This window comes from Vibrio sp. KUL70, from assembly GCF_059725515.1.
Map to the genome: position 1 here is coordinate 199,289 of NZ_AP045836.1, position 25,496 is coordinate 224,784.

At 44.2% G+C, this 25,496-nt stretch carries 19 protein-coding genes; 12 read left to right on the top strand and 7 right to left on the bottom strand.

What is annotated here, in order from left to right; translation table 11 throughout:
• Positions 1–550: 550 nt before the first annotated feature.
• From AC6I7V_RS20805 to fecE, 6 genes are all read left to right on the top strand, one after another.
• The gene (locus tag AC6I7V_RS20805) at positions 551–2,587 is read left to right on the top strand and encodes a TonB-dependent receptor (protein ID WP_498012412.1); all 2,037 of its coding nucleotides are present in this window, start codon (positions 551–553) and stop codon (positions 2,585–2,587) included.
• Positions 2,588–2,731: 144 nt separating this feature from the next.
• Positions 2,732–4,888, top strand: a complete 2,157-nt coding sequence (locus AC6I7V_RS20810) for a TonB-dependent receptor family protein (protein WP_498012413.1) — start codon at positions 2,732–2,734, stop codon at positions 4,886–4,888.
• 87 nt (positions 4,889–4,975) lie between these two features.
• Entirely contained in the window at positions 4,976–5,914 is a 939-nt protein-coding gene (locus AC6I7V_RS20815; RefSeq protein WP_498012414.1) for a Fe(3+) dicitrate ABC transporter substrate-binding protein, read from the top strand.
• Positions 5,911–6,945, top strand: a complete 1,035-nt coding sequence (locus tag AC6I7V_RS20820; RefSeq protein ID WP_498012415.1) for a FecCD family ABC transporter permease — start codon at positions 5,911–5,913, stop codon at positions 6,943–6,945. The genes AC6I7V_RS20815 and AC6I7V_RS20820 overlap by 4 nt, the downstream gene beginning before the upstream one ends.
• Positions 6,945–7,916 (top strand): FecCD family ABC transporter permease, encoded by a 972-nt coding sequence (locus AC6I7V_RS20825; RefSeq protein ID WP_498012416.1) that lies wholly within the window; start codon positions 6,945–6,947, stop codon positions 7,914–7,916. The genes AC6I7V_RS20820 and AC6I7V_RS20825 overlap by 1 nt, the downstream gene beginning before the upstream one ends.
• 2 nt (positions 7,917–7,918) lie before the next feature.
• Entirely contained in the window at positions 7,919–8,683 is a 765-nt protein-coding gene (gene fecE, locus AC6I7V_RS20830; RefSeq protein WP_498012417.1) for a Fe(3+) dicitrate ABC transporter ATP-binding protein FecE, read from the top strand.
• Between the two features lie 108 nt (positions 8,684–8,791).
• On the opposite strand, the gene AC6I7V_RS20835 is transcribed toward fecE, so the two are convergent.
• The 7 genes from AC6I7V_RS20835 to AC6I7V_RS20865 form a co-directional block, all read right to left on the bottom strand.
• Entirely contained in the window at positions 8,792–9,187 is a 396-nt protein-coding gene (locus AC6I7V_RS20835; protein ID WP_255232922.1) for a DUF2391 family protein, read from the bottom strand.
• 576 nt (positions 9,188–9,763) lie between these two features.
• Positions 9,764–10,780 (bottom strand): nuclear transport factor 2 family protein, encoded by a 1,017-nt coding sequence (locus AC6I7V_RS20840; RefSeq protein ID WP_498012418.1) that lies wholly within the window; start codon positions 10,778–10,780, stop codon positions 9,764–9,766.
• A gap of 157 nt (positions 10,781–10,937) precedes the next feature.
• On the bottom strand, positions 10,938–11,912 hold the full coding sequence (locus AC6I7V_RS20845; protein WP_498012607.1) for a nuclear transport factor 2 family protein: 975 nt from the start codon (positions 11,910–11,912) through the stop codon (positions 10,938–10,940).
• An 18-nt stretch (positions 11,913–11,930) separates the two neighbouring features.
• Entirely contained in the window at positions 11,931–13,163 is a 1,233-nt protein-coding gene (locus AC6I7V_RS20850) for a carbohydrate ABC transporter permease (protein ID WP_498012419.1), read from the bottom strand.
• 24 nt (positions 13,164–13,187) lie between these two features.
• Positions 13,188–14,213 (bottom strand): carbohydrate ABC transporter permease, encoded by a 1,026-nt coding sequence (locus AC6I7V_RS20855; RefSeq protein WP_255232925.1) that lies wholly within the window; start codon positions 14,211–14,213, stop codon positions 13,188–13,190.
• Positions 14,214–14,361: 148 nt separating this feature from the next.
• The gene (locus tag AC6I7V_RS20860) at positions 14,362–15,576 is read right to left on the bottom strand and encodes an ABC transporter substrate-binding protein (protein ID WP_498012420.1); all 1,215 of its coding nucleotides are present in this window, start codon (positions 15,574–15,576) and stop codon (positions 14,362–14,364) included.
• 108 nt (positions 15,577–15,684) lie between these two features.
• A complete protein-coding gene (locus AC6I7V_RS20865; RefSeq protein ID WP_255232927.1) occupies positions 15,685–16,812 on the bottom strand; it encodes an ABC transporter ATP-binding protein in 1,128 nt (375 codons plus the stop codon).
• A 386-nt stretch (positions 16,813–17,198) separates the two neighbouring features.
• Here AC6I7V_RS20865 and AC6I7V_RS20870 point away from each other — a divergent pair, with 386 nt between their 5' ends.
• From AC6I7V_RS20870 to AC6I7V_RS20895, 6 genes are all read left to right on the top strand, one after another.
• Complete coding sequence (locus tag AC6I7V_RS20870) at positions 17,199–18,215, top strand: nuclear transport factor 2 family protein (RefSeq protein ID WP_498012421.1); 1,017 nt, start codon at positions 17,199–17,201, stop codon at positions 18,213–18,215.
• A 167-nt stretch (positions 18,216–18,382) separates the two neighbouring features.
• The gene (locus AC6I7V_RS20875; RefSeq protein ID WP_498012422.1) at positions 18,383–19,402 is read left to right on the top strand and encodes an ester cyclase; all 1,020 of its coding nucleotides are present in this window, start codon (positions 18,383–18,385) and stop codon (positions 19,400–19,402) included.
• A gap of 803 nt (positions 19,403–20,205) precedes the next feature.
• Positions 20,206–21,459: a sarcosine oxidase subunit beta family protein gene (locus tag AC6I7V_RS20880; protein WP_255232930.1), complete on the top strand. Its 1,254-nt coding sequence runs from the start codon at positions 20,206–20,208 to the stop codon at positions 21,457–21,459.
• Between the two features lie 14 nt (positions 21,460–21,473).
• Positions 21,474–21,758: a sarcosine oxidase subunit delta gene (locus AC6I7V_RS20885; protein ID WP_255232931.1), complete on the top strand. Its 285-nt coding sequence runs from the start codon at positions 21,474–21,476 to the stop codon at positions 21,756–21,758.
• An 11-nt stretch (positions 21,759–21,769) separates the two neighbouring features.
• A complete protein-coding gene (locus AC6I7V_RS20890; protein ID WP_498012423.1) occupies positions 21,770–24,787 on the top strand; it encodes a sarcosine oxidase subunit alpha in 3,018 nt (1,005 codons plus the stop codon).
• Positions 24,780–25,448: a sarcosine oxidase subunit gamma gene (locus tag AC6I7V_RS20895; RefSeq protein ID WP_261884271.1), complete on the top strand. Its 669-nt coding sequence runs from the start codon at positions 24,780–24,782 to the stop codon at positions 25,446–25,448. Before AC6I7V_RS20890 ends, AC6I7V_RS20895 begins: the two co-directional genes overlap by 8 nt.
• Positions 25,449–25,496: the final 48 nt, after the last annotated feature.

Genomic DNA, 25,496 nt, shown 5'->3' on the forward strand with positions numbered 1-25,496 from the left:
GGAATTACGATTTCGCTACTCCTACATTCGACTTTTTTGAAAGTGTATTGTTTTTTAAGAATGTAGCGTCAAAACGCCAAAGCTTAAGGTTCTCCGATGTTGTTCATTGGCTATGAAAGCGGTATCTATTCCGACTCAACGCAACTTAAGCAATTTGATAGGTTAGCTACTTTTTGTATGCGATACCGCTATATTCAAAACCGTTCATCTGTGATCGAACTGACGCGAAGAGGTATCGATTGTTGTCCGTGCAAAGCTATGAACGACAGCATCACGCACGATATAGCTTACGATAGGCATGGTCGATTTCATTGAAATTGTCTAATTTATAAAATCTTGCCGCGTTCCTCTCACAACTTGTCTCTAAGTCGCTGCTTCCGGTGTTCTTTGGGGAAGCATGCTCTATCTCATTGTTTTATTTATAATATTATTAATAGATATGTTGAATGTCTAACGCTTACATAGATCATAAAATATATATTGCAAATATAAATGATATTTGTTTTCATTCGCTCCGATTTGAATTTATAAATTAAAACGGAATTAGAAAATGGATAAGAGATTGAGCCTATCTCCTCTTGCTATCGCGATTGGAGGTGCACTCACTGTGGCTGCTGGTATGACAAATGTTATGGCAGCGGAACAAGCTAAAGTGGACGAAACCGTTCAAGTTATCGGACACCAATACGAAGGGTATGCCGAGCATATGCCTCAGTCTGGCACTAAAACCGATGTCGAATGGCTAGATGTACCACAAGCCGTATCAGTGGTTACCAAGACTGAAATGGAGGACCGAGGCGCGGTACGTTTGGTCGATGCGCTTGATGGTGTCGCGGGCGTAAACAACACTCTTGGTGAAGGGAGTCGCGACCAATTTGTTATCCGAGGCTTTGATGCACTTAATGATACGTATCGTGATGGAATGCGTGATGATGGCACATTACAGTCTTATCGAAGTCTAGCGAATATTGAGCGTGTTGAAGTTGTCAAAGGTCCAGCCGGTGCGCTTTATGGTCGAGGTTCTGCTGGAGGCATTATCAATTTAGTCACTAAACGAGCCAATGGTGATAACTTCACCAGTGTTAAAGGTAATGTTGGTAGCAATAGCCAATTTGTAGGCCAGCTCGATAGCTCTATGGCAATTTCTGACAAGGTAAATGGCCGTATCAACGTAGAGTACCGTCAAGCCGATTCTTATGTCGATCATGTTGATTCAAATGATTTCTTTATTGCACCTACCGTTCGATTGATGCCGTCTGACGGGCACACTATTGATCTCGATGTCGAATATGCTCATCAAGAGTTAGTTCCTTATCGTGGTGTTCCATCCAAAAATGGTAAACCAGTCGACGTTTCTGAAAGCACTTTTTATGGCGGCACCAATGATTATCAAAAGTCAGATAGTCTTCGAGTTGCGGTGAATTATGAATGGCGTCTAAACAGTGACTGGGTATGGACAAACCGTGCAGCATACAACCATATTGAGCTGGAACAAAAGGGTACTCGTCAAGGAACGGTGACAGGCGATCAAGTCTCTCAAACCGTGAATAATTTTGGCTACGACCCACGTACCACAACTACATTGCAATCGGAACTCGTTTGGGAAACCGATTCTAATCAGATGATGATAGGCGCGGATTTCAACCAGATTAATATTGACCTTGTCCTAGCCAGTGACAAAACGCTTCCATCTCAAGACATTTACAACCCTGTAGTGGGCCCTACGCCCGATCCTGGCTTCAAGCCTTTCCGAGACAATACAACTACAACTACAGGGGTTTACATTCAAGACGTTTATACCTTTGGTGACCTTTCGGTAATAGGCAATGTGCGTTACGACGCTATGGAGTTAGAGCAACAAAAAGCGGGCTCTGCCAAAGAGAACCTTGATGATAACAAAGTGAGCTACCGTGGTGGTTTGGTCTACCGTCTGACTGACGATATGTCTGTGTATGCGAGCTTAGCTCGTTCTTGGCAGCTACCTTATTCTGGTATCTACATCAATCCAAAGTTAGCGGAATTTTTCCATACAGACCTTAAAGAAGTCGGCGCGAAAGCTTACTTGCTAGATGATGCGTTGATGCTAAATGCCGCGATCTTCCAGATTGATCAAGAACAACCTCAAACTGACACCAATGGCGATGTGATTAATAAGATTGAAGCGCGTCACCAAGGTATTGAACTTGAAGCACGTGGCCAAATTACAGCTCAGTGGGATGTATCGGTTGGTTATAGCTATCTTGATGCGGAAGACAAAGATACAGGTAAAAAGCCCAATGACGTATCGGACCATTTATTCTCACTTTGGAGTACCTACCAGCTAGACGATAACTGGCGCTTAGGTGGCGGTGTTAAATACGTTGGCGACCGTTATGCAGGTAACAACGAAGCCGTCGCATTAGGTGACTACACCACAGTCGATCTAATGGCCGCATATACTACGGGCCGTCATAAAGTTCAGGCGAACGCTTACAACGTCTTTGACGAGAAATACATTTTGGGAGCAACCAACGGTACATCTGGGACTAATCAGATCGGTTATGGTGCACCAGCTGAATTCATGCTGAGCTACGGTTACCAGTTCTAAAAGCCAGCTCGTTATATAGCTATTTTGATTTTCGCGAATTAGCGAATAGTTGACCTTAGTTTAGGTCGTTTTAGCCCAAGGGTCAGAGCAGAAGCTCAAGAAATATATAGCTTTGGCCCTAACCTATGTACTTAGGAGATCTCCATGCTTTACCAGAATTTGGATGGTAACCCACATAAAAAATTAGAACAGAGTGCGCTACCTCAAGCGCATCATAAATTGCATTTGAGTATTCTGGCTGTTGCCGTTGCTTCTATAACGGCGACTAACGCGTTTGCCGCCACTGAGGATCAAACCACGACGATGGAAAGGGTCGTTGTAATGGGCAGTATCATCGGCAATTCTGACTTAGAAGATGTTAAAGAGTACCCAGGCGCTCGTACCGTACTTACGCAACAACAAATTAAGAAAACCGGGGCACTTTCGATTGATTCGGCATTTCAAAGTGTTCCTGGAATTAAAGTTCAGGACGAAACGGGCACTGGTGTACTACCTAATATTTCAGTGCGTGGCTTAAAGGCGAGCCGCAGTGGTCATGCGCAATTTCTGATGGATGGCGTACCACTCACACTTGCGCCTTATGGTCATACAGGACAATCGATTTTCCCAGCGACACTTTCAATGCTTGATCGTATCGATATTGTGCGCGGCGGTGCGGCTGTTCAATATGGACCAAACAACGTAGGCGGTGTGATCAACTTAGTCACCAAACCTATACCCCATAAATGGCAAACGGAAGTTAGCAATCGCTTGACCGTTTTCGAAGATGGGGATACTCCTTTAAATGATTTTTACCTGCGTACGGGCGGTTGGCTTACTGATACTCTTGCGCTTCAAGTAGAGGGTAACTTTTTAAAAGGCGAAAGTTTCCGCGAACATTCCGACACGGACGTTAAGAACTTCCAAGCGAAACTGCAGTGGTTACTCAGCGATACTCAAGAGTTGCAAGCTTTCGTGCAGCGTTATGACGCTGATACCCAAATGCCTGGTGCTTTAGCGCCTGATGATTATGAAGATGACCGCACCCAATCCAAGCGACCGTATGATGAATACCAAGGTGAGTCGACGCGTTGGAGCCTAAAGTACTTACATGATTTGAATATTGCTGATAGCGCAGAGTTAGAAATACTGACCTTTGGGCATCGTTCTGAACGCTTATTCCAGTGGGGTTACATTCGCACTCTGGGGGAGCAATGGTCTGATCCTACTCAGCCTTCGACTGACATTCGTACATCACCTCGTGCATTCAAGGTTTTTGGTGTTGAGCCTAAACTAGCGATGTACTTTGATGGCAATACGGTAACGCAAAATTGGATAGTTGGCGCACGCTATGTCAATGAAGACATTGATTACAAACTTACGCAGACACCAATTACTGGTGGCGCGACGGCAACGAAACGTGATTGGCACTTAGATACAGACGCATTCGCTGGGTATGTCAGTAACGAAGTTGGTTTGTTTAATGATGCCTTAAAGGTCACACCTGGTATCCGCTATGAATCGATAGATATGGCATTTAAAGATCTGGGTACCGATCAGAACACAGACAATAAAGTGACTGAGTGGTTGCCGGGACTGACGGTGGCTTATCATCTGTCAGAGCAATGGGTGGGTTACACCAATGCACAGAAATCATTACGAGCACCGCAAATTGCTTACGTTCGCGGTAAAGGTGAAGAGGGTAGTGAGCTTGCATGGAATTATGAGCTAGGTGCTCGTTATAATTTGGATACGACAAGCTTCAATATCGCGTTTTATCGAATCGATTTTGAAGATCAGTTGCAGTATCAAGTCCCAACTCGAACTTTTGAAAACATAGGAAAAACGCTTCACCAAGGTGTTGAGATTTCAGGTCGTTACACTCCAAGTTCACTTCAGGCTCTGAGCTTAGGTGCAGGATATAACTATTTAGATGCGACGATTGAAGAGGAGGGTGACAACAAGGGGAATCAACTTCCTTATACTTCTAAACATCAATTTAGCTGGGATGCAACTTACGCATTTAGCAACTTAGATACGACTTTGTCTGGTTACTACTTCAGTGAATCATATTCTGACAATGCTAACACCAGTACTGAAGATCCCCTTGGTATAAGAGGAAAAGTACCAGCTTACATGGTATGGAACTTGAATCTTGGCTCCGATTTATATAAGGACGAGGACAGCAAACTGCGCGTCAACTTTGCGGTCAATAATTTGTTTGATGAGGATTATTACTTCCGCGGTATTGATACGAGTCCGGTGGGTCGTTACCCAGCCCCAGGTCGCTCTTACACTTTGGATCTGAATTACCAGTTCTAATCGATAATTTATTGAAATTCAATACAAATAAAAGTCGCCAATACCCTTGGCGGCTTTCACAGTTTTAGCGTTAGAGGATAATTTAATATGAGAAATGACTCTCAATCAGTTTCGACGAACGCACGATGCGCAATCAATAGTTTATGGGTAGGTTTCGCTTTGTTGGCGTGCTTAATCTCATTCTCTAGCTTTGCAATAACAAGGGTGATTCAAGATGAACAAGGTCAGTTCGAAATTAGTGCTACACCACAGCGAATCGTTGTACTAGAGTTCTCATTTGTAGATGCATTAGCGGCGGTAGGCGTTTCCCCTGTTGGTGTCGCTGATGACAATGACGCGACACGTGTGATTCCTGCGGTACGAGAGCTAGTGGATCCTTGGCAGTCTGTTGGTATGCGATCTCAACCTAGTTTAGAAGCTATCGCTATTCTAAAGCCTGATTTGATTATCGCAGATGCTGAACGTCACCGTACTGTTTATCAAGATCTACAGCGAATTGCGCCGACATTACTACTAAAAAGCCGAGGTGAAACTTATCACGAAAACTTAGAGTCAGCGGTCAAGATTGGTGTTGCTCTTGATAAGCAATCAGTTATGGAGCAAAGAATTCAACAGCATCAACAATCTATGCTTGATTTCAAGAGCCGATTCTCTCTAAAGCAAACCATACAATTTGCTGTCGTGTCAGATAAAGGAATGTGGCTGCATAGCCCTGCGTCTTATGCTGGAGGCGTGCTGACGACATTAGGTATTGCGAGTCCAATTGAGGAGTCCACTGAAAAGGCATATTTGCCAACTAGCTTTGAATTGTTGTTGAAGACCAACCCTGACTGGTTACTTTTAGGGGCTTATTCACACCCTAATGTAGTCAATGATTGGCAGAAAAATCCTTTGTTTGACCTACTTACTTCAGTAAAAGACAAGCAAGTTGTTGAAGTGTCGCCAGCCCTTTGGTCGTTAAATCGTGGCATGTTAGCGGCTGAGCAGATGGCAAAAAATCTAGAACAGATTCTGGATAGATCATGAGAGCAATGTTGTTCTCAAGAAGTGAGCGCAATTTGCCAATGTTGCCGTGGCGAGCCGCTGTATTTACGTTGTTAGTGTTGTGTTTGATGCTATCTGGCTATGCGGCCTCAATGCTCGGATGGTCTAACTTTTCCCTAACTTTGACTGATTTAATAGGTTACTGGTTTTCGTTTGATACGAGCAACATGACTCATCAAATCTTCGCGACTCTAAGAGCACCAAGAGCTTACGCTGGGTTATTAATTGGAGCGAGTTTAGCCGTCGCAGGCTTACTGATGCAGGGGTTAACACGAAACCCTCTCGCATCTCCTTCTATTCTTGGGATTAATTCTGGTGCGGCCTGTTTTATGGCTTTAGCGGCGATAGGTGTGCCTATTATCAGTGAGCTGAATCCAATTCTCAATGCCGTTATCGGAGCTTCGTTAAGTGGTGGTGCTGTGATGATTCTCGGCGGCTTTTTTTCTGCTCGTTCCCATCCATTGCGTTTGGTTTTGGCGGGGATTGCCATTACAGCCTTGTTAATCGGGTTGACTCGAGCCGCTCTGATTCTTGCTGACGACATGGCTTATAGCGTGTTGCATTGGCTTACCGGCTCGTTATCTACCGTGGACGATGATCAATGGCAAGTGCTGTGGCCGCCTGCAATGATCGGATTAGGGTTAGCGATGAGTCTGGCGCGTAATCTCAATCTACTTGCGCTTGGTGAAGAAGTAGCGGTTGGTCTGGGCAGCAATATCCGTCTTACTAGATTTATTTGTAGTGTGACCATCGTTTTGTTGGCTGGTGCAAGTGTTGCTATTGCTGGACCGATTGGTTTTGTCGGGTTGCTAGTTCCTCATCTAGTCAGACCTATGCTTGGGTACAACTACTATGTGTTGATACCTGTTTCCGCAATGGCGGGGGCTGCGTTGGTATCTTGGTCAGATGCCTTATCAAGAGCGATTGCTTTTCCGACTGAAACGCCCGTTGGTGTCATTACCGCTTTGATCGGGACGCCTTGTTTTATTCTCATTGCGACGAGGAAGTCTTAATGCATCATAACGCGAAAGTATGGTTGTTGCTTGGGTTACTCATATTGATAGCCTTTTCTGGTTTGTTTGTTGGGGCAGCATCAGTCTCTAGTATTCAAGTGATACAGAACCTAATCGCTTTTTCTAGTGATGATTTTGTTATACAGCAGTATCGGTTACCACGTATGTTACTCGCGGTCAGTGTGGGGGCAGGGTTAGGTCTTTCAGGCGTGTTAGTACAAGGGGTAATACGCAATCCCCTAGCGTCTCCTGATCTGATGGGAATTAGCGCTGGAGCTGGCCTGGCCGCTACCGCGAGTTTGGTGTGGTTACCTAATGCATCAGTGAGTTTACTTCCGATATTTGCGATGTTCGGCGGTGTGGTTGCAGCTGGATTGATTGCTTTTTTGGCGTGGTGGTCTAAACCAACACCGGCCAAACTGGCACTGATCGGTATTGCAGTGAGCGCGTTTCTAGCAAGTTGTATTGACTTCTTACTCGTCACGAACCCTATTGAGATCAACACCGCTATGGTGTGGTTAACAGGGAGTCTTTGGGGGAGGAATTGGCAGCAAGTCCCATTTATTTGGGGAGCGTTGGTTTTACTACTGCCATTGGCACTTTGGCTTGCTTGGCGTTTGGATGTGTTAGGGATGGGTGAGGAAAGTGCGACTACATTGGGCATTAAGCCGAAACAGATTCAGATTCTTGCATTGTTGGCTGCTGTCTTACTTGCGAGCGTCAGCGTTTCAGTGGCAGGAACGATCAGTTTCGTTGGATTATTGGCTCCGCACTTAGCCCGCTTATTGTTTGGGCATAATCATAAATTGTTAATTCCGGCATCGGCTTTACTTGGGGCCATTTTAGTGACTGTTGCAGATGCGTTAGCTAGGGGCTTGAACCCTCCAATAGAGCTGCCAGCTGGCGTGCTTACGTCAGTGATTGGTGCACCTTATTTCATTTTTCTTCTTCATCGTTATCGAGGTTGGTAACCATGCTAAAAACGCAAAATCTTTCGGTTGCATACGGCAAAAAAACGATCATCCCAAACCTCACGGTTTCAATCCCTAAAGGGAAGATTACCGCGCTAATAGGTCCCAATGGATGTGGTAAGTCAACCTTGTTAAAAACTTTGGTAAGAATTAATAAACCAATGTCAGGGCAGGTGCTGTTTGAAGGTAAACCGCTATCAAGTTATGGCGATAAAGTGCTCGCGCGTTCTTTGTCACTTTTGCCACAAATTCTAGTTAGTCCAGAAGGTATTACCGTTAGAAAATTGGTGGAGTATGGCCGTTCACCTTATGTTTCACATTGGGGAAAGTTAGGTAAAGACGATCAAATCATTGTCGAACAAGCAATGCGTGATACAGGTGTACTTGAGTATGCTGACCAGCCGGTTGAATCATTGTCCGGAGGTCAAAGGCAGAGAGCATGGATCGCAATGGTGATTGCACAAGATACGGACATCGTAATGCTTGATGAGCCTACTACATATTTAGATATGTCCCATCAAGTCGAGCTAATGAGTTTAATGCAAAAAATGAATGACAAAGGTAAAACGGTGGTTGTCGTGCTCCACGACCTGAATCAAGCGTGTCGTTACTGCGATCATTTAGTGGTCTTAAAGCAGGGCCGTGTTGTGGCTGAAGGGGCACCTGATCATGTGATAACGGAGGCGTTGCTTGACGATGTTTTTGATTTGAATGCGAAAGTTTTCCGCGATCCGATTTCAAATACCCCAATGTGCGTGGCGCTCTAGCTGTTGTTCGACTTTTCATTGTTATAAGACTGGCATTCCCAAACCAGATGATTTGTTTGCGTTGTCTCTCGAAGCTCTGGGTTGGGAAGTTGGTCATTGAAACCACATTTATTCCTTATCAAAACCATCAACAATAATGGCGCCCATTGATGCTGGCATGGTGATAACGATGACTCGTTTTAACGCGACCAAAGGAGAATCAAGTACAGGAAGTTTATCAATGCACAGTAGTACCAGAGCGACGACCATCATGGTCAATATATAGGCAATCGTGATACGCAATACAAATTCTATGACTCTGCCGCTGATATTTCTTTGGTAAACACTCTCAAAAGCATAAATTGATAAGAACAGGCATGATAGGAGAGAAAGTAACGCTAGGTTGGTCGTAGGTAAACTTTCTCCTAACTGCCAGGCTTCCTCAGAAAACGAGATAGGCACAGCGAGAGCAAATGCGCCAACAAAAATTTGTCCGGCATCTTCAAGGTTAAAACTCTTTGACACGCAACCTCCTATGTATTGGCATGTTTGTTGGTGAAACTACTATGATTAGTATACCGTAGGAATTGGGTCTTGCTCGTGTAACTCTTTAAAACAGATGAGTTTTCGTTATAAATGAGGAAAAGCATGTTTCAATCAGTCTACTGAGAAAAAGCCACGAATGAACGGTTACACTCATAGGTTATGCTTGGTAGGTATCTTAATAAGTCTCTGGCTATGACCTAAACGCCTTAACAAATAATCAAATTGAATAAATAACTGAGACGATAAATGCGAACTAACGCACTATAACTAAATGTCTTTACTCTAAGTTGACTATTCAAGAGAGTATTTTAGTGAAGGTAATTATTATCGATTGATGACCTGGCTTTTCACTTGAGCATATTTGGAAAACGTCAGTAACTTGTCGTACTTATCTCACCATCGTTCACGCGACTGATTTCACAGGCTTTCGTAATTCTAGGTCGGTCATTGCACATACATTTAAACAACGACGTTCTTAGTGAATCATTTAAGCCTGTGATAGTGAAGCTCAGAGCAAGCTTTTTGTTGCTCTGACTCTCTATTTAGCACTTTTATTTAGTAACTAGGGTTCATAATACTAGCCGTTCGTTCGAGTACATCTAACCCTTGCTGTTTTAACCAGTATGGGAGATCGATCAGAACCCAGTTCTCTGACAGCTTATCGTCTTCTCGATAATACACATCCACGACTTGCATATGAGCTCGCGTTTCGCCGCCCGTCATACCCAAAAAACCACCTATCGGTGTGTTGGATAGGTTAGGCCAACCAAAGAAACAGGCGAATTTCCCCTCGGCAAATCGACAAACGTGCCCATTAAATGTCTTATCTTTAAGGTTTTGTCGAAATGGCAGTTGATGCTGTTGTTGATAACGCGGAATTGTATAAGTTGCACCAATTCCGCAAGGTCCATACCAGAGCATATCTTTAGACCATGTTTTCTCTAAAACCTCAGGGGGGCAGCCCATAGAACCACTTTCATTCAGTGTTGAAAGGTCATCTACCATCTGGTTCACAAGCGCTAGTGTCTGAACGCCTTCTTCCGGTATAGCATCTTCAAACAGTAAACCATCATGATTTCTTGGCCCCGGATAAACAAAGTGGCGTCCTGTAGATGGAGGTAGTGGATAACAGCCGGCTTGATCCATTACACCCAATAAATCAATGAACAGACCTGTTTTTGTTATCTTGTTATTTTCTACGCAGCTAAATTCTGCATAGCGGATATTCATGATTTTCCCTGTTGGGCGAATCCCTAAATACTCGGCGTCAAATAGTCCCATAAAATGGCCCATACTCATAACCCAAACTTCATCGCTCTCAACTTCATTTTCGCCAGCAATGAAAATATCTTGGCGACGCTGCATGCGCGTTATTGATTTCATTAGTGGCGACCAAAATACCTCTGCCGCTGCCTGCGCACCCTCTTGCTCTCGGAATGGGTAGACGCCGCGAAAAACATAGTCTTCAGAGGTATGTTCCTTAAGTACATTGACCACGTTTTCATGACTTGCTTGTTCAATAGCGTCAAAGTAGGCTCGAACAATACGTTTTGCATTTTGAAATTTAGACATATCCCTTTCTCGTCTCAAGTTTATGAAAGTATTAAGTTTGTGGAAGTTAATGGATTGTGGGAGTAAAAGTTCTGTGGAAGTGAGCGTTTGTGCGAATCATCAGCGACAGGGAGAGTATTACCTCTCCCAGTTGAAGCTGTTTTCACATTGAGCCGTTTTAACCCAGCCCAAGTAAAATCTGTTTGGAAATCGCTACCTCATCAATTAAGGTGTACTCGCGGCGAATACCCCAAGGTCCAAACTCGGCATGAGAGATCCCCATTATGTACACTGGCTGCTGAGTTGGTTTACCAAGTAAACCGTAACCGCTGTGAGTACCTTGCAACGACCAACGAATAGCTGCTCTTGGCGACATCATCGGATCGTCATTGCCCATCACGTGCTCAATCTTGAACTCAGCGTCGGGTAGGCTCGAGCGCAAGCTCAACCAGAAATGGTCTATTTCGCCATGCGATAGTGCGGTTCGATTGCTAGCGTATTCACCGATACAAGCTCGGTCGTAAACCGTTGGAATCACCGAAAACTCGGCGTGCATGAGGCGTGTCAACGTATCTCGATACGCCTCACCCCATTCACTTTTATTGCCGGCACCTTGGTATGGTCCTTGAACATCTATCTCAGGTGTAAAGGGCTGAACACAGCGCTCCAGTCCACCCTCCAATTCAATGAGTTCGCTTGCGTACTCCATTGGCTTTTTCCCAAGTTGAAGCGCTATAGCACCTTGGTCTCTCACCAACCATTCATCATTAATCTGATCGTTAATAGCGTGACAATCCGCTAAAATTCTGTACTTAATTAATTTTCCCGTAGGTGCACCATAAGCTCCCGCATGGCTATGTGTTGCGGTACACAACAAACGGTGTGATGAAAGCAAGCCTTGCTCGGGAGTACCTGTCCAAATGACATCTTCTCCAAAGAGTTGGCGATCGGGTAATTCAGCTAAAGTCGACATTGTCGCTGCAATGACGCCCTCATTGCCTTGTACTACTGAAGCTGGTGAACGAACGATAATATCGGGTGCATAATAGTGTTTTAGTGTATGCACACCACGATCTTCCCAAATCTCTTTCGTTACACCAATAATGTAATCTGGAAAATCTTTCCATTTAGGATTAAAGCCTTTCATTTCAATATTTTTCCACCGTTATTATTAACCTTTAACTGCGCCTTGAGTTAGGCCCGATACAATCTGTTTTTGGAACACGATAACCAACAAGAAGAGAGGTGCTGTAATTGACACCGCAGCGGCAACCGCCTCTACTTGGTCTGTCATTGTGGTTTCTCGATTAAAATATTGGCTGATTGCTGGCACCATAGTTTGTGACTGGGCGTCCAACAGTAGCGAGGTTACAAGGAAATCGTTGTACCCCAATAGGAACGAGAATAGCCCTGCAGTTATGATTCCAGGCCAGGCGACCGGAAGTACAGCACGTCGGAAGGCTTCAAAGCGAGTACAACCATCGACCATTGCTGCCTCGTCGAGATCTTGCGGGATATTTTGGAAAAATGAGCGTAACATCCAAATTGTGAATGGTTGGTTGATGGCGACAAGCACAATAATAATCGCCATTGGTTTACCATAAAGTGTTGGCGCAGCGTCGCTAAACAGTCCGAAGAACCATCCTGTCCAAGCGCTCTCCCATAGCGGTGCTAAGATCTCGCTTGAATTGATAAATGCTGGTAAGTAGCCCGCAACGAGTACTGAGTGAGGCAGCGCGCGTAAGATCAAGGCGATTATCAAAAGCCAGAAAGCCAAGTTTGAATTGGTACGGGACAACGCATAGCCTGCTAGTGTACCTATCGATAGCGATATACAAACGACACCCGCTGTAACAATCATTGAGTTCGTAAATTGATTGTAAAAGCCATTTTCTAGCCATACTGCTTGATAGTGTTGCCAAGTAAAACCAATGATCGGTTCTACTAGACCACCAATGAAAGGGATCGATCCGAGCGTAAATGTCGCCATAAAGTTCACAGCAGGAATCACAACAAATGCTCCGATTACAATCGCTAGAACGTACACAGCTGAAGCAAGTGAATAGCTTATCCACTGTGGACGTGGTGTGTCACTTCTGGTCGATAAATAGTCCACTAACTTGGTACCATACTTGGCTGGCGCTTTGAACACAAGGTAGGCAAAGCTTGCCCAAAGCATCACTTGAAATGTCGATATTCCACCGACACTCTGCAAGGTTTCGAAACCCATCAATACTTGTAATGGATTATTGGCAAATGAATCCATTGGTAGTTTGAACGACATTACTGCTATCCATACCAATGGGAAGGAAGCAATTAAAACCCAGGCTGCTAAAAGTGTATTCGTGGTCAATTTCAAGCTAAGAGGCTGACGAAACGCTCGTGGTACTTCTGAAATAATCATGAATTAAATCCTTTAATTTCTAGACTAACTACGTTTGTGATCGCGCCAAGTACGTTGTAGTACTGGAATCAGCAGCAATACAATGCCTACTAGAGTCAGCATGGAAGAAGCTGAAGCACGCGAGATCGAACGGTTACCCGTGTTGTCCGGTGTGAGTAGGTCAAACGTCAGCCACTGCAATGAAATCACATGAGCTTCACTGCTAAACCCGATCACTTCTTCAAACACTCGGTATGCATCCATTAAATGCACCATCGAAACGAAAATAATGAGCGGCATTAAGTGGGGAATAATGACGGAGCGTGTGCGTTCCCAGCGTGAAGCACCGTCAACAATCGCAGCATCTAATGTGTCTTGATTGACTGATTGCAACCCGGCATAGAAAATGATGAAAGCAAAAGGAGCCACATGCCATACACGATAAAACATCATGAGTATTTCAATGGTCCACGATTGTGCAAACATCGCAAACTCATAACCCAGCAAATGATTAATCCCTGCACTCAAAATACCATCGCTGACAAACAACCAACGGATTGATAGCGCACCAATTACAGGCGTTATGATAAACGGCAGTAACGAGATAAAGATAATTGGGCCACGTAAAGATTTAACGGTGTTGTGAACCGCAATCGCCAATGCCAATCCTAAACCAAGTACCAACGGCAAGGTGATGAGGGTAAAAGTTAGGGTAAAGCGTAGTGCTTTGTAGAAGTCGATGGAAAATATACTTGATATGCTTTCACCTTCTCCGGTTAATGCAGCCACAACACGTTCTGGCTGTAGCATCTCTCGATAGCTATCGAGACCAACAAATTCGGTAACTTGAATTGGTTTACCTTCACTATCAAATGTTGGTCGGCTTGTGATTTCGGTGGTACAGATTTGCTCCATAAAGCCTGGGGAGCACTTTTCAATTTTCACTTCTTCAAAAACAGGCTTGGTCACATGTAGACTTTGCCAAAAAACACTCACCAGTGGTGCGGCAATAAAAAACACCATCATAAAAATTGAAGGGGCAATAAATGCCAGAAAGGTACTGCGTCGCATTACTTTCTCCTGAAATGTACGTCGTCCTGACATCACCTGCGTATACTAGCTCCGGTGCGGCTAGTTAAGCGCAAACGGAAGTTCATTCTAGAACCGAACAGGGGATGGAATCGCTACCTCTAAAAAACGGCGAGGTAGCGTTTGAGTCTTACAGTAGTCCTGATTCCTTAGCGGTCGTCAGGTATTTAGATTCAATTTCTTGCAAGGTTTGTTCAAGGGATGTATCACCAACTAGGTAGTTAGACACTGTTGTACCTAAGGCTGCTTGCATCATTCCCATAGGTACTGACGCAGGATAAGCAGGTGTGCCACTTTGGGCATTAGCAATTGAACCCGTTGAATACTTACTTGGTTTGTAACCTTTAACAAGCCATGTCGCCACTGTGCTATTGGTGTTCGCCATCTCAGGTGTTAGCGTCGATATGGCAGTGCGAAATGCGGCTTCAGCTTCTTCATCACTAATGTTGGCGGCGATAGTCATGCCATCCCACCATAAGGTAGCAGCGGGTTTACCTCCAGGGACAGCTGATGGTGCGGCGGCAAATGCAATTTTACCCGCGACTAAAGATTCGGCTTCATCATCGACGGCACTTGCGCGTGATGCCCAGAGGTTGGCTATGGCAGCTTTGTCTTGTTGTAACTTCTTTTGAACCTGCGTGGAGTCGGCAATGAGATATTCCGGGTCCATATATTCTGTCAACGCTTTCATAGTAGTCAGGGTTTGCTTACCAGCTTCACTATTCACCATTGGTTGGTTTGATTCATCAAAAAACTGACCACCATAACTCATGTATAAATTGGTAAACTCCATCCCTAAGTTCCAACCTGTTTTATAGGTGCCTGTTAAAGGGTATTCCATAATCCCAGCGTCACGAATCTTTTTCGCTGCTGCTAGAACTTCATCGTAAGTGGTCGGAGTGGGAATTTTCAGCTGATCCAAAATGTCTTGGCGATAGATGAGGTGCTGACTATTAATCATCATCGCAATCGCCATGATTTTTCCATCGACTTTAATTAATTGATTTGGTGATAAATGCTGTCCGTATTTGGCTACCAAATCGTCTAATGGACGAATCGTTTTTTCATTGAGTAGGGGTTGAATCGTTTCGTTTGATACCCCTGCAATATGATAAAGTGAAGGTTGAGTTGCGAATGCTGCAGGTTGTTTAATCTTAAATTCATTATCTAATTCAGCAGATACATTGCCGCATTTTTGCATCTCATTCGTGATCACTTTCCACGCTTGAAAGCTCGCAGAGAGTGACTTAACTTCTGTCTCGTTAGTAAAACCACAGTCAGCGTACGCGGAAGTCGCTAGCAAAGATGAACTAATAGCAACCGCGGCTAAAACTCTTTTAAACATTATAAAATCCTTTATTTTTCTGTTCGTCCCGCCAATCTAGATAAGTAAAAGCTCAATATATCCAGTTGAAGGCGTCCATCATCAAGCTGATACTTATCTGGATTAGAACTAGATTCTTTGACCGGTTTGTTTGTCGAATAGATGACAATGCGAGACATCGAGCTCAAAACTAATCGGCTGGTCGATATCAATTCTGAAATGCTTATCGGCTTTCGCCGCAAACAGTGCACTTCCCGTTTTAACCGTCACCATTGTGGCATCACCCAACAGTTCCATACTATAAACCGGTGCGCTGACCGCAATCTGAGGCTCAAACTCTTGGCGTTTTCGAGCTGCTGACCCAAGTTCGCTGTAGCTGTTGTAAAGCGGTACAGAGTTGAGTGCTTGATGTTCTGTAACTTGCGCATCCTCTGCTCGATAACCCAAGATAACGTCACCCGTCACCTCTGTGCTTAAGCCACTGATACGGATATTCTCTGCTTCAAAGACACCGTCTTTAATGGTGCCTTCGACCAAGTTCATAGCAGGTGAGCCTATAAAACTTGCCACGAATACGTTGGCGGGGTTGTTATAAATTTCGGTTGGAGTACCTACTTGTTGAATCTCTCCACCATTCATTACAACTACTCGGTCAGCAAGTGTCATTGCTTCGATCTGATCGTGGGTAACGTAAATGGTGGTGACTTTTAGCTCATGCTGAAGATGCTTCAATTGAGCGCGTGTTGATACTCTAAGCTTGGCATCTAGGTTGGATAAAGGTTCGTCCATCAGGAATACGGTAGGTTCACGTACAACAGCTCGTGCGAGGGCTACACGTTGTCGTTGCCCACCCGATAGTTCTCTAGGATAACGATCAAGAAGATCCCCTAACTCCACCATTTCTGCTGCACGCTTAACTCTTTCATCGTGAGTCGCAGCATCAACTTTTCGAACTTTAAGTGGAAAACGAATATTTTCGTAGATGGTGAGGTTGGGGTACAGACCATAGCTTTGGAATACCATTGCGACGTCTCTGTCTTTTGGATCAAGTTCATTAACCACGCGATCTCCAATGTGAATTTCCCCACTTGAAGGGTCTTCCAAGCCCGCAATCATGCGCATCGTTGTTGTCTTACCGCATCCTGACGGCCCAAGAAAAACCACGAACTCTTGGTCTTTAATGTCTAGATTGACGTCGTTTACACCGTAGACTTTTCCCCACTTCTTAGTAAGGGATTTCAGTTGTATTCTAGCCACACTTCCTCCGAAGTAACATATTTGCAACAAGTTCATTAAAACTTTTCACATTATGAATACGAATGCAAATTTAAAAATAGGCACATTGTGAATAATGAGACTTTGAGCAAAAAATAGCCATTGAATTACAGTCTTGAAAAAAGCAAATTTTTAGAGATTAAGTCTATAACATGGTTTAATTATGGGGTTATAAGCTGATTTTGTTACTTTTATTGATACTTAGTTAAAGAAATGGCCGATAAATAAAAACAACAATCAGTGAAACAAGTTGTTTACAAATTGCAGTTCAGTGAGTAAAGATTACTTAGCTTATCGGTGGATAGGTATCCATCAATTCTTCATTAAACTTTTCTACTCAATAGACGAACATCCATTCGGAGAAATCTATGTCTACTTCACCATCAATAAAAAGTGCCAAAAAGCTCATCAAGCAGCTTTGGAAACATCTCGCTCATCCGGAATCACAATATCTTCTGCCAAACAAAGCAGCCTTCTCTAACGACGTTGACTTTTACGGCCCACAGCCGATTGGACAACTCTCCGGAGTTGAAGCAGTTTTTCAAAGCGTTTACCAGCCATTAGCGAGAACATTTCCACAAGTACAGCGCAAAGATTATCTGTTTTTAGGTGGTGAGTTTGAAGGTGGGACTTGGGTGGTTTCAGCAGGGGAGTTCGTTGGAACAATGCAAGCGCCTTATGTTGGTATCCCACCGGCTAAACAACCCGTACGGTTTCGCTTTGGCGAGTTTTATAAGGTCGTGGATCAGCAGATTGTAGAAATACGCTGCCTGTTTGACATTCTCGGACTATCCGCACAAGCCGGTTTCCCGTTGTTACCACCCTTTGAAGGCAGAGGTGAGGTGGCACCCGGGCCTGCTTTAGATAATGGTTTGTGTTATGAAGACCAAGATCCTGATGAATCAAGGAAAACGCTTGAGCTTGTCGAAGATATGCTAGGCGGCTGTAATCGACTAAAGGGTAGCCAACTTGCCAGCATGGGAATGGCTGATTTTTGGCATGAAGACATGGTATGGCATGGACCGTGGGGAGTCGGGTCTTGTTACGGATTTGAAGAGTTTCAAAAGTATGCTCAAGGGCCATCGGTCGCAAGCTTCCCAGGTCGTACCGGCGGTTATCACAGAGCTCGTATCGCTGATGGTTTAACGGCAGCCTTTACTGGTTGGCCAAGTTTGAAAGGTCACTTCACAGGCAAACCGTTTAGAGGCTTTCAACCTACTGGTGGTGCAATAGGTATGAACATCATGGACTTCTACGTTCGAAGAGATGACAAACTTCATGAAAACTGGGTGCTTATTGACCTCATTGAGTTTGGCCAACAGTGTGGAGTTAATTTACTCGATAAACTTCCCAAATCGACGAATGAATTAGTGGAAGAAATTTAAAAGAGACTGACTACGAATCCAATTAAGATAAGTTCCAATTGATTCAATATATTGTAAATCACATCCAGCATTAATAACGATAGTTTATGAAATGGGCGCCAAACACCCCGGTATAATAATTGGTTGTTAATGTCACGTAACTGTAAGAGTTTATAACGGAGTAACGAATGACAACGTATTCATCGAATAAGGCTTTAATCCACACCCTTAACGAAGCACTTTATGATCATGAGCCAGAACATTTTATTCGTTTGTTAAACGAAACTTTAGCGCCTGATGCCATTGTGCAGATGTGTTTCCCTTTTGAAACGTTACAGGGACCAAACGAATACTACCATCAAGTTTTCGCTCCACTTATTTCTGCGATTCCTGATCTTGAAAAGCGGACTTACATTTTGATGGCTAATGAAGCCAACGGTGACGAGTGGGTTGGTGCCGGTGGCTATTACACCGGAACATTTGAACAGCCTTGGCTTGATATTCCCCCTACCGGTAAACAAGTATCGATGCGATTTCATGAATTTTATCGCATTGAAGGCGGACAGGTAGTGGAAATTCAAGCACTATGGGACATTCCTGAGCTTATGATTCAATCTCAATCATGGCCACTCTCTCCGAGCCTCGGCCGAGAGTGGCATGTCCCGTCACCAGCAACTCATGATGGCGTAATGCTAGGTGAACCAAATGAAGGATTGACACAAGAAACCTTTCACGTCGTCAACAATATGCTTCATGGCTTACTCAAACATGCTGAAGGTGGTGCCAAAGCAATGGGACTTGAATCCTACTGGCACCCACGTTGTAGCTGGTATGGACCATCCACCATTGGCACGGCGCGTGGCATTCAAGGTTTTAGAAAACACCATCAGATCCCATTTTTAAATGCGATGCCAGACAGAACCACCATCTGGGAAAATGGCGTATTATTTGCGGAAAATAACTACGTAGCCTTCACTGCATGGCCAGGTATGAGTATGACGCTTTCTGGTGATGGCTGGCTTGGTATTGCACCAAGTGACAAAGAGATCACGATGCGTAGTTTGGACTTCTGGCGTTGTGAAGGCCCGTTAATTCGAGAAAACTGGGTACTGGTTGATATTCTCGATGTTTACAATCAATTGGGTGTTGACGTATTCGCTCGTATGCGTGAACTCAATCAATCTCGCTTCGGTTATTTGTCCCAATAACCGTTATCTAAGTTGGGTAATCAGCCTCGAGTACGGTTCACTTTCTACCGACTGTCAGTAGATGTCTCATAGAGTCATCAATCTGGTTACCCGGCTCAGCTATTAGCTGAGATATTTTGATAGCCAGCGTAGCGACCCCAAATTTTATCCTATACGGGATGATCATTTAGGGAGGGTGAGCCTTACATCCTCTATCTGATTTCATAATAATTAAATCAGTCCCGCTAACTGTTTCTATAGTACGACCTAATTCAGCAAACGCATATAGAAATTAAAAGTCGTTATTATTTAAGAGCAAAGTATCTAGCGCCTTATTTATCTCTCAGTACATTACTAATTATTTGTCATGATTAGTAAAATATGTTCAGTAGTAATCAAGTTTTTATTTTATTTTTTGGTTTCAACGTAGTTACAGAACTACTTTTTTGATGATCTTTATTTTAACGTTCTCAATAGTATTAACGAGGTCATTTAAACGATGTCGCAAATTAGAAGGCTTTGTCGTGATTACGCAAGCCAAGAGTTTCGATTCGGTTAAAATAATGTTGTTTTATTTTGGTTTTTCGTTGTGGCTCTTAGTTTAATAATTATTAAAGAACCTAACGCCAAAATAATAATGGTAGCAACCAATTTAAAGGATAATACATGGCCAACGCTACTCAAAATATCGAAACGTACTATAGGGAACGATGATCTCGATTGAAGAAGTAGGAAGCAAAGTACAGGCACTATGCCGTGACTTCCCTGCATACCAAGAGTTCTAAAACGGTCATTGATTTTAGCTGAAATGAAGGAACAGACAAATGCAGCATTATTCTGGTTTTGGGCTAATTAAACACGCATTTTCACATCATGAAAATTGGCAAAGTGTTTGGCGCAATCCTACTCCAAAAAAGAAATATGATGTAATTATTATCGGTGGCGGTGGCCATGGTTTGGCTACTGCATATTATCTAGCAAAAGAACACGGTATTACCAACGTCGCTGTTATAGAAAAAGGTTATTTAGGCGGGGGAAATACAGCACGTAACACCACAATCGTACGCTCTAACTACCTATGGGACGAAGCAGCATTCTTGTATGAACATTCATTGAAGCTGTGGGATGGCTTATCACAAGACCTAAATTACAACGTAATGTTTTCTCGTCGCGGTTGTCTGAACCTTGGACATACCCTACAGGATATGCGTGACATTGAACGTCGTGTTGCAGCCAACCGTCTAAACGGTATTCAAGGTGAAGTACTTGATACACAACAAGTAAAAGAGCTTGTGCCCCATTTGGATTGTTCTACTAACACTCGATATCCGATCCTTGGCGCGTCATGGCAAGAAAATGCAGGTGTAGCTCGTCACGATGCGGTTGCTTGGGGTTACGCTCGTGGCGCCGATAGCATGGGTGTGGACCTCATTCAGCAAACAGAAGTTGTCGATATGATAATCGAAGATGGAGCAGTCGTAGGTGTTAAGACTAATCGTTACGGTAATATCATGGCTGACAAAGTAGGCTGCGTGGTCGCGGGTAACTCTGGTGTATTAGCGAAGATGGCTGGATTCGATTTGCCATTAGAGTCTCACCCATTGCAGGCACTAGTATCGGAACCGATCAAACCGATCTTAGATACGGTAGTTATGTCGAATCACGTTCATGGTTATATCAGTCAGTCAGATAAAGGTGACTTGGTAATCGGTGCGGGTATTGATGGCTACAATGGCTACGGACAACGTGGCTCTTACTCTACTATCGAGCACACAGTACAAGCCATCATCGAAATGTTCCCAATATTTTCTCGCGTCAGAATGAACAGGCAGTGGGGAGGCATAGTGGATACGACTGCCGATGCATGTCCAATCATCTCTAAAACGCCAGTGAAAAACTTATTCTTTAACTGTGGTTGGGGAACTGGTGGCTTCAAAGCAACACCTGGTTCAGGCAACGTTTTCGCTGCAAGTTTGGCTAAAGGTGAAATGCATGATTTGGCAAAACCATTTTCTATGTTCCGCTTTAATTCTGGAGCTTTGATTGATGAACACGGTGCTGCGGGCGTAGCGCATTAACAGGGAGAAAATTTATGTTTTTGATTTATTGCCCTCACTGTCGTGAGTTTCGAGAAGAAGAAGAGTTTCAACCAAAAGGCCAGGCGCATATATCTCGTCCGGTAGACCCGGATAACTGTACTGATGAAGAGTGGGGAGAATACTTATTCTTTCGTAAAAACCCTCGTGGTCTTCATCATGAGCTTTGGGTGCACTCAGCGGGCTGTCGTAAGTTTTTTAACATGACACGTGATACTCAAACGTACGAAATCAAGGAAGTGTACAAGATTGGAGAGCAACCTTCATTGGTTGCAGGTTAAGGAGTCCTAAGGTGAAACAAACAAATCGAATTTCATCGCAAAGCCGAGTTGATCAATCAAAGTCAATCAGTTTTGAATTCAATGGCAAGTCATACAAGGGTTATGCCGGTGACACCTTGGCTTCTGCGTTGCTGGCAAATGGAGTAGACGTTATTGGTCGTAGCTTTAAGTATAGCCGTCCTCGCGGCATTATTGCCGCAGGTGCAGAGGAGCCTAACGCGATATTCCAACTCGGAGCAACTGAGGCGACTCAGGTACCAAATATCCGAGCTACACAGCAAGATTTATACGACGGTTTGGTGTGTCAATCGACAAACGGTTGGCCAAACGTAGAGAAAGACGTAATGGGGCTGGTTGGTAAGGTCGGAAGTGGTGTGATGCCTCCAGGTTTCTATTACAAGACCTTCATGCAGCCAAAATCGATGTGGGAAACCTATGAAAAGTTCATCCGTCGCGCGGCTGGATTAGGGCGTTCACCATTGGACAGCGATCCTGATCGCTACGAAAATATTAATCAGCACTGCGATGTGCTTGTAGTAGGTGCAGGTCCCGCTGGTTTAATGGCTGCGCTAACCGCGGCACGTGGTGGGGCTCGTGTGATTCTTGCGGATGAGCAAAGTGAGATGGGCGGCGACATACTTAGCTCCAAAGCTCAGGTTGATGGTCGTGAAGGGGTAGAGTGGGTCGCTGAGGTAGTTAAAGAACTAGAAAGTTTCCCTAACGTAATGTTATTGCCACGTTCAACCGTCAATGGCTACCACGACCACAACTTCTTGACCATACACGAGCGCTGTACGGATCATCTTATGGATATTGCGCCTAGTAATACTGCACGTCAACGTTTACATCGAGTGCGAGCTAAGTGGGTTGTGCTTGCTACGGGAGCTCACGAGCGTCCGTTAGTATTTGGTAATAATGATCTGCCAGGCTGTATGCTTTGCAGCGCAGTATCCACTTATATTAATCGTTACTCGGTGGTTCCAGGTGAAAACCTAGTTGTAATGACGGCCAATGACAGTGGGTATCAAACGGCACTCGATTGGCACGCTTCAGGTCGAAAAGTCAGCGCAGTTGTTGACACTCGTGCTAATGCAGATAGTGCTTTGATTCAACAAGTTGCCGATAGAGGAATCCGTATCATCAAAGGCTCAGCAGTCGTTGAAGCTATGGGCAATAAGCGTGTCACCGGAGTCCGAATTCACAAGCTTGATGCAAGCGGTAATGCAGTAGATAAATCGGGCGAAACTCTGCAAGTCGATACGATTGCCACTTCTGGAGGCTTCAGTCCGGCTGTCCACTTATCTTGTCATACGGGAAGTCGCCCAGTATGGGATGAAAGCGTGATTGGCTTTGTTCCGGGCAACACAAAGCAGAAACAATTAGTAGCAGGCGCCATTAATGGCACGTTCACGACTCAAGGCGCACTTAAGGAAGGTATTGAGGCCGGAAACAAGGCGATTCAAGAATTAGGTTTGAGTGCTGTCGATGTGCATTTGCCAAAAACGGATGAAGTGCAGTTTGCTAAACCTATGGCCATTTTCCACATCCCTCATCCTAAAAAAACTTCACGCGCACCAAAGCAGTTTGTTGATTTTCAAAATGATGTTACGGCCGCGGGTATTGAACTTGCGTGTCGAGAGGGTTTTGAGTCTATAGAACATGTTAAACGTTATACGGCTTTAGGCTTTGGTACTGACCAAGGTAAGCTAGGTAACATCAATGGAATGGCCATCGCAGCGAAAGCGCTTAACAAGTCAATTCCTGAAACGGGAACGACAATTTTCCGTCCTAACTACACGCCTGTTACTTTTGGTGCGATCGCAGGGCGCAATTGCAAAGAATTATTCGACCCTAAACGATATACAGCTATGCACCAGTGGCATCTTGAAAATGGGGCAAAATTTGAAGATGTTGGCCAGTGGAAGCGTCCGTGGTACTTCCCAAGAGGCTCAGAAACGATGCAAGAGACTCTAAACCGTGAGTGTCTGGCTGTTCGTAATTCGGTCGGTATTCTTGATGCTTCGACGCTTGGAAAGATAGACATTCAGGGTAAAGATGCTCGAGAATTTTTAGGGCGGATCTACAGTAATGCGTGGGCAAAATTACCAGTCGGGAAATGTCGTTACGGTTTGATGTGTGGCGAAGATGGTATGGTGTTTGATGATGGCGTCACGTCTTGTCTTGGTGAAAACCACTTCCTAATGACGACGACGACCGGTGGTGCGGCTCATGTACTTGAGTGGTTAGAACTATACCATCAAACAGAATGGCCAGAACTGGAAGTGTATTTTACTTCCGTGACTGACCACTGGGCAACCGCAACAATCTCGGGGCCGAACAGTCGTAAGCTGCTTCAAGAGCTAACGGACTGTGACTTAAGCAAAGAAAATTTTGCGTTCATGGACTGGAAACAAGCGACAGTAGCCGGCGTACCAGCACGTATTTTCCGTATCTCATTTACTGGCGAGCTTTCATTCGAAATTAACGTACAGGCGAACTATGGGCTATACGTTTGGAAAAAGTTGATTGAGCACGGCGCGAAATATGACATCACACCTTACGGTACCGAAACGATGCATATATTACGAGCAGAGAAAGGCTTTATTATTGCAGGTCAAGATACCGATGGAAGCGTGCATCCTTATGATTTAGGTATGGGATGGTGTGTGGCAAACAAAAAACCATTTAGCTTTATCGGCAAACGCGGTATGGCACGCGAAGATTGTGTCAAATCAAATCGTAAACAGTTGGTCGGCTTAAAAACGATTGACCCTAATGTTGTCATTCCTGAAGGCTCACAAGGTGTACTTGATCCAAATGCGCCGATTCCGGTGCCTATGGTTGGGCATGTTACTTCTAGTTACTGGAGCGAAAACCTAAGTAGGAGTATCGCAATGGGCTTTGTGAAAGGCGGATTTGATCGCATGGGAGAAAAGATCTATTACCCACAAGCGGATGGTCGCGTAATAGAAGCTGAAATTTGTAGTACTGTGTTTTTGGATCCAAAAGGAGAGCGCCAGAATGCATGATAAGACACTGATAAGAGAAGAAAAAAAAGAGGTTTTGGTTGACTTGATGAATCAGGTTCCGAGCGGTGAAATCTTTGGTGAGTCTCCTTTGCATCATGTGGAGCTTGAAAAATTAGCGAGTATGCCAGCAGATCGAGAAGGGGTGATTCTAAAAGAGATAAAGCTCGTTGGGCACCTAACGTTACGATGTAACCCTGAAGATAAACAGATAGTGGAAGCAGTCTCTTCAATACTTGGTTTTCCACTGCCGTTTGAACCATTAACTTCAACGGAAAAGGGGGAGTATGCGGCACGCTGGATATCTCCAGATGAATGGTTAATTACTGTACCAGGGTTGGCGGCATTCGACGTTGAGTCTGCTTTTCGGGAACAAGTCAAAGGTCATTACTCATTGGTAAATGGCAGTGGCGGGTCAACAATTCTAGAGCTATCTGGTTTACATGCTGTCGATGTTCTTAAGAAATCTACCCCTATTGATCTTCATTTAGATGAGTTCCCGGTAGGTAAAGTTGTATCAACAGTATTTGCAAAAAGTGGCGCTATCATTCGTCGAATTGACGTAAATAAGTTTGAGTTGGTTGTTCGACGTAGTTTTGCTGACTACATATGGTTGTGGATTCAAGATGCAAGCCTAGAGTTTGGCTTGCGCATTGCGAAATAAAGTCAACTCATAAAGCCGGTATAGGATATACCGGCTCTCATATCAGTA

Coding starts and splice junctions, on each gene's coding strand:
- AC6I7V_RS20805 (WP_498012412.1), top strand. CDS start 551: ATGGATAAGAGATTGAGCCTATCTCCTCTTGCTATCGCGATTGGAGGT.
- AC6I7V_RS20810 (WP_498012413.1), top strand. CDS start 2,732: ATGCTTTACCAGAATTTGGATGGTAACCCACATAAAAAATTAGAACAG.
- AC6I7V_RS20815 (WP_498012414.1), top strand. CDS start 4,976: ATGAGAAATGACTCTCAATCAGTTTCGACGAACGCACGATGCGCAATC.
- AC6I7V_RS20820 (WP_498012415.1), top strand. CDS start 5,911: ATGAGAGCAATGTTGTTCTCAAGAAGTGAGCGCAATTTGCCAATGTTG.
- AC6I7V_RS20825 (WP_498012416.1), top strand. CDS start 6,945: ATGCATCATAACGCGAAAGTATGGTTGTTGCTTGGGTTACTCATATTG.
- fecE (WP_498012417.1), top strand. CDS start 7,919: ATGCTAAAAACGCAAAATCTTTCGGTTGCATACGGCAAAAAAACGATC.
- AC6I7V_RS20840 (WP_498012418.1), bottom strand. CDS start 10,780: ATGTCTAAATTTCAAAATGCAAAACGTATTGTTCGAGCCTACTTTGAC.
- AC6I7V_RS20850 (WP_498012419.1), bottom strand. CDS start 13,163: ATGATTATTTCAGAAGTACCACGAGCGTTTCGTCAGCCTCTTAGCTTG.
- AC6I7V_RS20855 (WP_255232925.1), bottom strand. CDS start 14,213: ATGCGACGCAGTACCTTTCTGGCATTTATTGCCCCTTCAATTTTTATG.
- AC6I7V_RS20860 (WP_498012420.1), bottom strand. CDS start 15,576: ATGTTTAAAAGAGTTTTAGCCGCGGTTGCTATTAGTTCATCTTTGCTA.
- AC6I7V_RS20870 (WP_498012421.1), top strand. CDS start 17,199: ATGTCTACTTCACCATCAATAAAAAGTGCCAAAAAGCTCATCAAGCAG.
- AC6I7V_RS20875 (WP_498012422.1), top strand. CDS start 18,383: ATGACAACGTATTCATCGAATAAGGCTTTAATCCACACCCTTAACGAA.
- AC6I7V_RS20880 (WP_255232930.1), top strand. CDS start 20,206: ATGCAGCATTATTCTGGTTTTGGGCTAATTAAACACGCATTTTCACAT.
- AC6I7V_RS20885 (WP_255232931.1), top strand. CDS start 21,474: ATGTTTTTGATTTATTGCCCTCACTGTCGTGAGTTTCGAGAAGAAGAA.
- AC6I7V_RS20895 (WP_261884271.1), top strand. CDS start 24,780: ATGCATGATAAGACACTGATAAGAGAAGAAAAAAAAGAGGTTTTGGTT.